Genomic DNA, 12,080 nt, shown 5'->3' with positions numbered 1-12,080 from the left:
TTGTTATCCGATGGGAAAAGACAGTAAGCCGGCGCACTGCTGCGCCGGTAGACTCAGGGGATAAGAAAATACTGGTTAGCGCCGGTTTTTCCAGACTGTCTGAATATTACAGAACTCATGGACGCCAAAGTGCGATAACTCACGACCATAGCCGCTCTTCTTCACGCCACCGATAGTCACGCGTGGATCGGATGCACCATTGCCATTAATAAATACAGCACCCACTTCGAGGTTTGCCGTCATCTGCTCAGCACGATCGGTGTTGTTCGTCCATACCGTTGCACTGAGTCCGAATTCGCTGTTATTAGCGATTTCCAGCGCATGATCCGCATCACGGGCGACTGCGATAGCGGCGACAGGCCCAAAAAGCTCTTGCCTGAAGGCTGTCATGTCACTTGTTACATCAGACAGGATCGTCGGTGCATAATAATTGCCCTGCCCTGCTATTTTTTCGCCACCTAACACCAGACGTGCACCTTGACGCAGACTCGCTTTGACCTGTTCATCCAGTTCATCGCGGAGATCGTAACGGGCCATTGGGCCAATGTACGTTTGTTCATCCAGCGGATCGCCGATTTTAAGCGCCTTAACGGCTTCAACAAAACGCATTTCAAACGCTTCCGCAATCGGCGCTTCAACGATAAAGCGTTTCGCTGCCATACAAACCTGCCCGGTGTTCTGGAAACGGCCTGTGACTGCGGATTTAACGGCTTCATCAAGATCAGCATCAGCCAGCACGATGAAAGGATCTGAACCACCTAACTCCAGCACGGTTTTTTTCAGCGCCGCACCCGCCTGGGCAGCTATAGCGGCACCCGCCCGGACGCTGCCTGTTACTGCAACCGCTGCGATGCGATCATCCCGGATTGCGGTTGAAACGCCTTCGTTATCGACGTTTATCAGGTTAAAACCGCCTTCAGGCAGATCTGTAGCATCGAACAGCTCTGCCATCAGCATTGCGCTTCCCATGACATTAGGGGCGTGTTTAAGCAGATAAGTGTTACCCGCCAGCAGCATCCCTACAGCACCGCGCAGAACCTGCCAGAAGGGGAAATTCCAGGGCATTACCGCCAGAATAGTCCCGATTGGCCGGAATGACTGCCACGCATCGGGAATCTGTGAGGGTTGGTCTTGCAGCATGGCAGGGCCAAATTCAGCGTACCAGTCACACAAACTGGCACATTTCAGGATCTCTGCTCTTGCCTGTGCAACAGGTTTACCCATTTCCAGGGTTATCATTCGCGTCAGTTCTGGCTCACGCTGGCGAAGTTGTTCGCTCAGTTGACGAAGTACGTTGACACGCATGTCCATGCTGCTTTGCCGCCACGCTTTACTGGCCTTGGCACTTGAGTCTAACGTCTGCTCCAGTTCAGAAGCGGTTTGCATTGGATATTTTGCAAGAATTTCACCCGTTGTTGGATTACGGGAAATGGCAAAGTCAGTCATGATCGTGATCCTTAGTAATGACGAAATTCTGTCACCATACGCCGTAGTAATACTGATGAAAAATGAATAATAGTGATGAACTTGTTTCTGAAAAATGAAGGTACAAGTGAGTGCGTTTGTCCGGGACGGGTGGCAGTTACCTTATCGTTTTTAAAAAAAACGCTATTCAGAGAAACATCACTATGATCTGTTCTCGCTGAGTTATCCACTTATACAGTGAATAGTTCCTATATAACGATCATAGAGAGATCCATAATAGATCCAAAGAGATCCCCGATCGCTGCAGGCCGCACCACACAAGGGCTGAGAGGGGGTTGGTGTTCACTGTAATCAGCAAACTATTCACTGTAATCAGTACTTTATTCACTACACACTGTAGAAAGTTCACTATAATCAGTGCTAATGTTCACTGTAATCAGAAAACGATCCTTTTCATCCACAGAATGAAGATCTTATCCCATGGCAGATAAAGATAGTGAAAACAAAGCGTTACTAGAGCCTTTTCTGTCTGTGACTAAAAACAGCGGTGAAGTTATTCAGCTTCATCCCAATAAAAATAACACTGTTCAGCCTGTTGCCTTGATGCGACTGGGACTGTTTGTACCAACCCTTAAATCCACCGCGCGCGGGATTTCAGGCGCGATGGCGTCCACGGATGCGACGAAAGAACTTAAAAACCTCTCGCTGGTGAAAGCGGAAGGGTATGAAAAGATTACCATCACCGGTGCCAGGCTGGATATGGATAATGATTTCAAGACATGGGCAGGCATCATCCAGTCTTTTTCGCGTTATCCTACTCAGGGCGATACGGTCACGCTGCCCTTTATCGATTTCGTTAAAATGTGTGGAATACCTTCAGCAAACTCTTCTGCTGCCTTACGTAAGCGGCTTGATGCATCCCTACGGCGAATTGCGACCAATACCCTGTCATTTGAAGGAAACGGTAAGGCCTATCACACGCACCTTGTTCAGTCTGCCTACTATGATCGTGAAAAAGATATTGTTCGCATACAAGCTGATCCCAAGCTTTTTGAGCTCTATAACTTCGATCACAAGGTTTTACTTCAGCTACGCGCCATCTCCCGTCTGAAACGTAAAGAATCGGCTCAGGCGCTCTATACGTTCCTTGAGAGCCTTCCCACCAACCCTGCGCCTATATCACTGGCACGCCTGCGTATGCGCCTGAATTTAGGATCTAAAATTACGACGCAGAACCACGTTGTGCGACGCGCAATGGAGCAGCTTAAAGAGATTGGCTATCTCGACTATTCTGAAGTCAAACGCGGACGCTCTGTGTTTTTCATTATCCACAGCAGGACGCCTAAACTGGATGGTATCGGCAATCTTGAAGGCATTGATACCCTTGAAGACATTGAATTTGAAGAATAGCGCGCACATTTACTGTAATCAGTAAGTTTTGCGTTGCAGTGTCACTTTTAACTAAAAAGTGACACTGCACGCCAGTTCATATACTTCTTTCACTCCTTACCTACAATCATTCACTGTAATCAGCGGCATTCACTATAGTCAGTAACGCCGCTGAAGTTATGCTGTTGGAACGTCTGCCATCTGATTTTATTTTAATAATATTTCAATGACTTACAAGTAAGTGTGCGCTTACTATTATTTTATTAATTTTCTGCTTATCCTTTTTTGCCTCGCCTTGCTGATTACAGTGAATACTGGCTGCGTTTATTCGCGCCCTGCCTTTCACTGATTACAGTGAACGTTTGTGGAGAATGATATAACTGATTATAGTGAATATTGTTATTAATTAATTGATTTTATTTGTATTTTTTTGGGTTAGACAACGCAGGGTTGAACACGTTGGCATTAATGAACAATCACACTAAAAAAGTGACAGGGTTAGTGGAACACTGATTACAGTGAATGTTATGACGGGTTAAGCCGACAAAATGCATTTACTGATTCCAGTGAATCTGTCCTCTGTTCGTCACGAGGTTCCTGCTGATTACAGTGAATGTTACTGGGAAATGTATCATTCTTATAGCCTTTCCAGCCTGATGCCATGAGCATTTTCTCCTTCTGAAGGCTGCAAGTGTTACTGATTACAGTGAATATTCAGGGGACCGGGCTGATGAAGCCTCTTCCGGACTTCTCTACCCGACAACAAAGACTGCCACGCTGGTATGGGGTTTCTCCTACTGATTACAGTGAATGTTTACGTCATTCCCCTTCCCTGTTTATTTTTCGCTAAAGGCTCGTCACGGTCTGTATCGCTACGCCTTTATCGCCAGGTCCGGCCTTAAAGCTGGCCCGGCATCACTTACTGATTACAGTGAATGTTTTAGTCGATGCCTTTCCACATCTGTTGCGACAGAAGCAAGTCGTGTGGCAAATAGCGGCATCTCTGTGGTCAGGCTTTTCATCTGCAGGCAACTGGAAGGGATACTGATTATAGTGAACATTGCGGATGTATATGTTCGCTCTGTCAGATTTTTAGAGAGTTAGCATTGAGACACAGCTTGCTTCAGTGAACACAGGATGGGTCCAGAACGCCCCCGCTGAGTCTGAGTAATAGATATTGATGCTGAATCACCTGCTGTGCTGTTTTAGCTGTCTGTCATCCTGATTCTGGCCACACGCTCGGCGCTCATCCGCTACTGAATACAGTGAATCTTTTACTGATTACAGTGAACGAATACAGGTTAAAAGGCACCTGCTGGTCAGATGCCCGTTAAATACATCCGCCAGCAGTGACGCCACAAGCGCAGTAGCTGCTGACCCTTTGCTACGCAGTTTTGCGCCCATGTGATCGGCGGGCTTTACTGATTACAGTGAATGTTCGCTTCTCGTTGTACGTACTGACGTTCTACTTTTCCTGTATAAACCGAGCGAAGATAGCCTCACGGTATCTTTGTCCAGCTGTGTGGGCGAGACGGATTAAGTTCATCCTCCTGTATAGTCCACCTCTGAACGCATCGCAGATGCTTATTACAGTAAATTATGTGTATAGCGTCACATAAATCATAAGTTCAGCATTAAACACAGGATAGCGTTTATAAGATAAATTCTTGCCCGATGTGCAGGATTTAGGTATAAAGTCGTAAATCCTACATATCTGGAGTAAGTATGGCTAACGATGACAGTCAGGTCATGAAAGTTGCTCAGCGTTCTGAACGGATGCTATTGAGCCTTACTGAACAAATTCAGGCGCAAAAGCTTGAGTTACAGGAAAACAGTTATTACCAGATTTATGCGAAGGCTGCGCTGGCTAAACTGCCAAAATTAACCCGCGCCAGTGTGGATTATGCTGTCAATGAGATGGAAGAAAGTGGCTACCAGTTTGATAAGCGTGCTGCGGGAAGTTCGGTCAAATACGCCATGTCCATACAGAATATCATTGATATCTATCACCATCGCGGCGTACCGAAATACCGTGATCGCCATCCTGAAGCCTTTACGTTGTTTGTCGGAAATTTAAAAGGCGGCGTATCTAAGACCGTTTCGACAGTTTCTCTGGCGCATGCGCTTCGCGCTCACTCTCACCTGCTCTATGAAGACCTGCGCATTCTGGTTATCGATCTTGACCCACAATCCTCAGCGACCATGTTTTTAAATCATGAACGCTCAGTCGGTTTGGTTGAGGCTACGGCCGCGCAGGCCATGCTACAGAACGTGAGCCGTGACGAGCTGGTGAATGAGTTTATCGTATCGTCCATCATTCCGGGCGTGGATGTGCTACCCGCCTCCATCGATGATGCGTTTATTGCATCTAGCTGGGATGAGCTCTGTGCCACGCATCTTCCAGGACAGAATGTTCATTCAGTACTTTATGACAATGTTGTCTCAAAACTCAAAAAAGATTACGACTTTATCTTCATCGACAGTGGTCCCCATCTGGATGCCTTTTTAAAGAACGCGATTGCTGCTTCTGATCTTCTCATGACGCCGGTGCCGCCTGCACAGGTGGATTTTCATTCTACTCTCAAATATCTGACGCGTTTACCTGAGTTGATTGGCATCATTGAAGAATCGGGGGCAGAGTGTCGCCTTCAGGGAAATATCGGCTTTATGTCGAAACTCTCGAATAAAGCTGACCATAAGCTGTGTCACAGTCTCGCTAAAGAAATTTTTGGCGGCGATATGTTAGATGCAACGCTTCCGCGACTGGATGGTTTTGAACGATGTGGAGAGTCATTTGACACCGTTATATCTGCTAATCCATCCACCTATGTGGGCAGCAGCGAAGCGCTAAAAAATGCGCGTTCTGCCGCTGAAGATTTTGCAAAAGCGGTTTTTGACCGCATCGAATTTATTCGCCTGAACTGAGGTTTTTATGAGTGCAAAAAGAATAACGATTGGTCGAACCTTCAGCCAGACGCCGTTAACTACCGAAAAATCCTCTGAACTCCCCTCACAAACCTTTGTGCTTTCGACGGGGAAACGCGCCGTGTTCAGGTTTAATCATATACCTGCCAGCGAAGTGGCTGCTAAAACCTTCGTAAATATGGAAACCAATGGTCGCGACCAGTCTGGTCTTACACCTGATTCATTACGCGACATTATTCGTACCATCAAACTCCAGCAGTTTTTTCCTGCCATTGGCATCATGCAGGACGAACGTATCGAGATACTGGATGGTTCAAGGCGACGGGCCGCAGCGTTGCACTGTAAAACCGGTCTTGATGTGTTGGTTACCGATGCTGCAATCACGTCAGATGAGGCACGCAAGCTTGCTCAGGATATACAGACGGCGCGCGAACATAATTTACGTGAGGTCGGCATGCGTTTGCTTGCGCTTAAAGAAGGCGGACTTTCACAAAAAGAAATAGCTGAAAATCAGGGGCTGTCTCAGGCTAAAGTGACCCGTGCATTACAGGCGGCGAGTGTGCCTGCCGATCTGATTTCGCTTTTCCCCAATCAATCTGAACTGACTTATCCTGATTATAAAGCTCTGCTCCAGGCTTCAGACAAGCTCAGTGAAACAGGGCAATCAGTTGACGCATTGATTAATGCGATTTCTGCTGAAATCGATGTGGTCAGAGCGCGTGAAAATTTAGCTGAAGATGAGCTAAAGAATAATATTCTTCGCTTAATCCGTCAGGGTAGCCAGACGTTGATTAAAGAGCCCGAAAAAGACAAAACCACTGCCATTGCGCTGTGGTCTTTCGCAGATAAAGATCGTTTTGCGCGTAAAAAAACGCGAGGAAGGATGTTCAGTTATGAATTTAATCGCCAGTCTAAAGAGCTGCAGGATGAGCTGGATAAAGTGATCTCAGAAACCCTGAAAAAATTCATGACACGATGAGCGTCTAACCCTGACCAGGCAAATAGCCTTTGCCTGGTTTCTTTCCTCCCTTCCTGCTTTGTTTATGCTGCTATTTACACTCGCAATTTCAGGCTGAAATCGCCATCTAATAGTCTTCATTGTCGAGATTAATATATTGAAAAATAAGTTCTTTTTTATCTCATTGCCGTAAAATTTCGCCCGAAATTCTGTTTCGGGTCTTGGTTGTGCTGGTCGAAATTGTGCATGATCTGTAAGACTGTAATGAAAGCCTGACGTTCAGAAATCCGGTCTTATAATCATCTTATGGATGATATTTGTTCAACCGCTTACGCTTTTATCAGCTCTTCGTGCTGTCTCTCGACTGTTCGTACTAAAAGGATAGTTTGAAGGAGTGATGGAATGCTTTGATGTTACGCTATAACGGCGATAAATTTGCGATTTTCTCTTATATATGCTTGTATTATATAGCTTTTATTTTGGCGATTTCACCCTGAAATTTTTCTAAAACTGCCAGCAATGTAAACCTCATCGATATGAGCTGACACCGTATCCTCACTAAACTTATTTGCCGCGAGAAAATCTGATAAACAATAAAATTATCAATAATGACGATATACAGAAAATATCCCTTAGTTATCCACAGAAAAAGTGGATAACTAAGGCTGTGATGGATAAATCACTCTGTATGATGATGTGCTAACGGGAAAGTATTTGGTAATGAGTAAGCCAAAGTTGTCAATGCATGGCACCATCACGATTTTGGCCGAATCTCTTTCACACGCTGATTAGCGCCCTCATCCCTCCTTTCTTTAAAAGTGAAGCCTGTAGTCGCCCGCACACTGCAGGACTGGGGCCAGCGAGTGAGGAAAGGTGAGACAAATGATATCACCCCGTTTTCTGTAAGGCGCTGTGAATGATGATGCAAATTCGCGGTGTATCAATAAAACCGCTTAAGCCTGCGGGTTGCGTCAGTATCATTGCTGTTGAATCGGCCGCAAAACGTTTCAGGCACCAGAATGCAGGTGACACCATCATTGGCTTTAATCTCACTTTTAGAAAACAAAGAAAGGCTTATTACATCTGCTCCGGCTAATCATGTTCAAAAGAACAAAGCGATGGGAGCTCAGGTTTTAATATTGAATTCACTGTAATCAGTATTCAGGTGCCCTGAGCATGTTGCTCAGGCTTTGACGCTTGCCGATGCTTCACACTACAGATTACAGTGAATCACTTGCCACGCATTGGTACCGCTGTTAGTCAGGAATATGCCGTTTACTGACGGCGCGGTGCGCAGCCTGGGATGAGTATGGCAATGACATGAGATCTCTTGCTTAGCCTGGAGGGGCTATATGTAAAAATGCAGTTGATTACTGATTACAGTGGACGTCTGCTACGTGTTCACTGTAATCAGTGAGCCAAATGAGTTTGGCGATTTCAGGCTGAAATTTGGTCATCAACCTTTCCGGGCGGACGCTAAAAGCTAAGCCGTGAATGCGGTTACGCGCCTGAGTCAGTATTTTACCACTCATCACGCTGAAACTGACTCGCATCGTTATTGAAGAAATACAGAATTAATATAATCCGGAAGGCCGCAAAGCGAAATCGGGTAAAAGTTAAACTAAAGAAATCACGGCACTATAAAATGCGCGTCCAGCTAAGATGACCGTGACATTTTAGCGGCTTGCTGCATATCGCAAGCCTGCGGTACCCGTATTGCTGTCCGTGATTCATGTTCAGCGCGCTTGTCTTTCAGGCCGGCTCAATGACCTTAATATCAAGCGGTTTAGAGCTGCCACTTGCCTCGATCTTAACATCGCCGCAGCATCGCTGTTATCCGTCTTTTTTATCTGTTCCTAGAATAAGCGTGCCAATAACGCAGTCATCTATTCACGCGAACTGACTACAGTGAATACTCAAACATTCACTGTAATCAGTGCTTCTCTTTGGCGATTTCAGGCTGAAATTCACATGTCATGGGTTTCTGAATGAATCCCTTTTACGCAGGCCCACGCGAAATAGGACTTCACTAGTCAGCTCCATTTTGACAGGCCCAGCAAGTTTGTCTGAATGAGAAAGCCTTATGCAGATAAACCGCAATTCTGGTTATGACAGGTATGCGACAGGTTGATAAGCGAGCTGCGAAACGTCAGCCACTCGGTTTGTTATTCATATCGCAACGACAATGTGGCATATCTGTATGGCATGTCAAAAAGCTTTCGTCAGTATGAATACAAGCGCGATCGCTGCAATATTAATAGCCAGCCAGCATCTTTCGCATTGAGCATGCCTGAAAACCAGATAGCCAGGAGGGGAAAGTATAAAAGCCGGCGTCATAAGAGGAATACCACGTCAACGTGCAGAGCAAACGTGTACCGTACTTATCTGAAACGATGTGAAGTCAGAAAAGGATAGGAGATGGAAAATACATTAAGAACATGCTGTACGAAAAGCATGTTCTTACCCGTTGGTGACATTACACGTATGAAAAGGGCAGGGCGAACTTTTCTTAAAGTGCAATGATCGCCTCAATCTCAATTAACAATTCAGGTGCAAAGAGGGCGTTAACCTGAACCAGTGAACTGGCTGGGAGAGCGGTGCCATAGCGTTTAAACAATACCTTACGAAGCGCATCAATATCAGTGAATGAAGTAATGAACAGGGTCACCTTTATCAAATTCTCTAACGACGTTTGCTCAGCGCTGGCGATAACCTCAAGCTGATCGAATATCGCTTCTGCCTGAGCTGCTATGTCACGCTGGCTTGCTGTCGTGCCGTGGGCGGTAAGGCCTGAAACATACAGTGTTCCGTTATGGCTGACGGCGTGGACATATGGCGCTGTTATTTGGCCCAGCGCAGCGTAGTTTTTGCGTTGCAGCATGATTAAGTGACCCTTTGCGCAGTTATTTATTGTGGGTGAGCAAGTGCTGGCACTGCGTGTTATTACTCGCGGCGAGTTGCTGCTGGTCGGGCGTCAGATTTTTCCAGACAGTGATGACACGTTTAGCCAGTCCCGGGATAAAATGGATTTTTTGCAATGCATAATCAGAGTTACTGCCTTCGATAGCATTATTCATTGCATTGTATATCTGATGTTCATTTTGCTGAGGCACTGCACAGAGCACTGATACATAATAAGCTTCCTCTTCCGCATCATAATGCGGAACGAGCCACCAGGCCAGGCAAGCCAGCACAATAATTACAGGAACAATAAATTTAGGACCAACTTTTGCCATGATACAACCTTAAAAATATGACTGACAGTCTGCACAGTTACGGGTTTGGTTGCGTATCCTGCCATAAACATGAAGTGTTGTTAAAGCACATGGCTGGGGAAACAAGCGAAACAGTCTTTCGTTGTTTTATTAAATCAACTGCGAACACCCATTTTTAACATTTTTACGCGCCTTTTCGTTTCCTGTAAATAACTGTAAATATCAATATAATTAGGGTGTTATCTGTCCAGACTAGTCTGTATTTACCGTTACGTTTCTTAAAACCGACTATGCTAAAAAATCTACAACAGGCGAAATCATAAATGGTGCGGAAAAACAGTAACAGGGGAATCATATGCTGATAAAAAAGAAGAAATTGCGTTCACATACCGAAGACCGTTATCTTGCTCTGGCATTAGCGACAACGGCAGGTATTCTTAATGCCATGGCGCTTGGCGCGTTTGGTTTTTTTCCGTCACATATGAGTGGAAATACCTCTCAAATTTCAACTGAAGTTTTTACATCCGATTTTGACAGCCTCATCTTTCTTGCTGGATTAATTATGGCGTTTGTTGTTGGATGCACGTCGGCAAGATTATTTATCATTGCCGGAGAAAGGCGGAAAATAAGGACGGTTTTTTGTCAGATTATCCTGGCTGAAGGAATTGCTCTGACGTCTGCTTCGCTGTTTGAGAAAATGTTTTATTCTCCTGAGTATAATGGCGAAGTATTATTGATGCTGGCTTTCCTGATGGGATTGCATAATGCGACGTCTACTCAACTCTCAAATGGTCGTGTTCGATCAACACATATCACAGGTACGCTTACTGATGCCGGAATTGCACTTGGCACGTACGTCTCTTCGTTCGTTTCTCGTGCCGAACCCTGCGACAGACGTTTTGCACAGAAACAGTTGCATACCCATCTGACCACCGTCTTTTCATTTTTGTCCGGGTGTATCGCCGGTTTAATGCTTTTTAAAGGTTATGGATTTAATGCGATGATTGCATTGGGTATTTTCCTTATCACCCTCGCGACAAGCGCCATAATAATCACCCTGAATAATGCAAAAAAGGTAAGCGTACAGCGCAAACTGTCTGCTCATAATCTGAAGCATCCGACAAAGTGATGTTCACCAAATAAGTAGTGGGAACCGAAGTGTCAGATATGCAGAAAAATATGACTCCCGGCAGGCGTAAAGACTGCCCTGATTATTCTCCTGAATTTAAACAGCAGCGCGTTGCTGCCCCCTGCGAACCCGGGAAATTCATTTAAAAGCTGGCGCTTGCAATGGCACTTACGCCAATCTGTTGTTTAAATGGCACCAACAATAGCGTGAGGGAAAGCTGCTATTACTCTCTTCAGAGAGTCCTCAGCTACTTCCTGTGACTCTCGATGCAGCTGCCGTATAGTCAGAGCCACTCGCAGAGGACCCGGGAACCCTTAATATTGGCTGTGAGGTAACGTTCCGGCACGGAACGCTCTGCCTCAAGGGCACTGTCAGCAAAAATCTGCTGACCCTGCTGATACAGGCGTTCAAACGGTAATCCCGTTACCAACAGGCACCAAAATCTGGCTGGTTGCCGGTATCACCGACATGCGTAACGGTTTCAATGGCCTCGCCACAAAAGTGCAGACGACGCTGAAAGACGATCCGATGTCCGGCCACGTCTTCATCTTCCCGGGCCGCAGCGGCAGTCAGATCATACGGCTGTGGTCTGCCAGTGACGGGCTGTGCCTGCTGGCCAAACGGCTGGAGCGCGGCCGCTTCGCCTGGCCGTCAGTCCGCGATGGCGCTGATGTGCAGCCTGATAGGGACGTGCAAACTGAACGATGTGGAATCTGAAAGCGATTTCCGGCATGTCCTGGACGTTATTGCTGACTGGCCGATAAACCGGGCGCATCGTCCTGCCAACCGAGTCGTCCTTGTTCGTCATTACGGTTCTCTTTGTACGCCTACATTTCTGTAAATTTCTCGCCCTTAAACCTTCTTCACTTTCACCTCTCCATTATCACAGATTCTGATGGGGTGGCTTTGGGGCTGAGGGATCCCCACAAATTGACGCTAATAAACCAGCACCATTTTGTGGTAAACCCTTGTTAAATTGTTAAGAACGTCCTTCAGGGATATTCGCCTGAGCATTAGCGGAGAATGCCGTAAAATATTC

General features: G+C 46.0%; 8 protein-coding genes and 2 pseudogenes. 7 read left to right on the top strand and 3 right to left on the bottom strand.

Going from position 1 to position 12,080, the window contains the following annotated elements; all coding sequences use genetic code 11:
• Positions 1-75: 75 nt before the first annotated feature.
• Positions 76-1,446 (bottom strand): aldehyde dehydrogenase family protein, encoded by a 1,371-nt coding sequence (locus tag F7Q90_RS03015; RefSeq protein WP_006122025.1) that lies wholly within the window; start codon positions 1,444-1,446, stop codon positions 76-78.
• 459 nt (positions 1,447-1,905) lie between these two features.
• Between F7Q90_RS03015 and F7Q90_RS03010 the strand changes: the two genes are divergently transcribed.
• The 4 genes from F7Q90_RS03010 to F7Q90_RS02995 all read left to right on the top strand — a co-directional run bounded on the left by F7Q90_RS03010 (position 1,906) and on the right by F7Q90_RS02995 (position 7,793).
• On the top strand, positions 1,906-2,835 hold the full coding sequence (locus F7Q90_RS03010; RefSeq protein WP_006122024.1) for a RepB family plasmid replication initiator protein: 930 nt from the start codon (positions 1,906-1,908) through the stop codon (positions 2,833-2,835).
• Between the two features lie 1,704 nt (positions 2,836-4,539).
• Complete coding sequence (locus F7Q90_RS03005; RefSeq protein ID WP_006122022.1) at positions 4,540-5,739, top strand: AAA family ATPase; 1,200 nt, start codon at positions 4,540-4,542, stop codon at positions 5,737-5,739.
• Positions 5,740-5,746: 7 nt separating this feature from the next.
• A complete protein-coding gene (locus tag F7Q90_RS03000) occupies positions 5,747-6,718 on the top strand; it encodes a ParB family protein (protein ID WP_006122021.1) in 972 nt (323 codons plus the stop codon).
• An 895-nt stretch (positions 6,719-7,613) separates the two neighbouring features.
• Complete coding sequence (locus tag F7Q90_RS02995) at positions 7,614-7,793, top strand: hypothetical protein (protein ID WP_133745716.1); 180 nt, start codon at positions 7,614-7,616, stop codon at positions 7,791-7,793.
• A 1,413-nt stretch (positions 7,794-9,206) separates the two neighbouring features.
• Here F7Q90_RS02995 and F7Q90_RS02990 read toward each other — a convergent pair.
• On the bottom strand, positions 9,207-9,578 hold the full coding sequence (locus F7Q90_RS02990; protein WP_006122018.1) for a RidA family protein: 372 nt from the start codon (positions 9,576-9,578) through the stop codon (positions 9,207-9,209).
• Positions 9,579-9,600: 22 nt separating this feature from the next.
• Positions 9,601-9,933: a hypothetical protein gene (locus F7Q90_RS02985; protein ID WP_006122017.1), complete on the bottom strand. Its 333-nt coding sequence runs from the start codon at positions 9,931-9,933 to the stop codon at positions 9,601-9,603.
• 334 nt (positions 9,934-10,267) lie between these two features.
• Here F7Q90_RS02985 and F7Q90_RS02980 point away from each other — a divergent pair, with 334 nt between their 5' ends.
• The 3 genes and pseudogenes from F7Q90_RS02980 to F7Q90_RS27040 form a co-directional block, all read left to right on the top strand.
• Positions 10,268-11,041, top strand: coding sequence for a YoaK family protein (locus F7Q90_RS02980; RefSeq protein ID WP_006122016.1), 774 nt, complete (start codon positions 10,268-10,270; stop codon positions 11,039-11,041).
• A 468-nt stretch (positions 11,042-11,509) separates the two neighbouring features.
• A pseudogene (gene tnpB / locus F7Q90_RS02970) lies at positions 11,510-11,707 on the top strand (IS66 family insertion sequence element accessory protein TnpB); the annotation flags it as partial.
• Positions 11,706-11,882, top strand: a pseudogene (locus F7Q90_RS27040) (transposase domain-containing protein); the annotation flags it as partial. The pseudogenes tnpB and F7Q90_RS27040, both read left to right, overlap by 2 nt.
• Positions 11,883-12,080: the final 198 nt, after the last annotated feature.

This window comes from Pantoea stewartii subsp. stewartii, from assembly GCF_008801695.1.
In the GTDB taxonomy this organism is placed as follows: Bacteria; Pseudomonadota; Gammaproteobacteria; order Enterobacterales; family Enterobacteriaceae; genus Pantoea; species Pantoea stewartii.
This window is presented reverse-complemented; position numbering and strand designations above follow the sequence as displayed.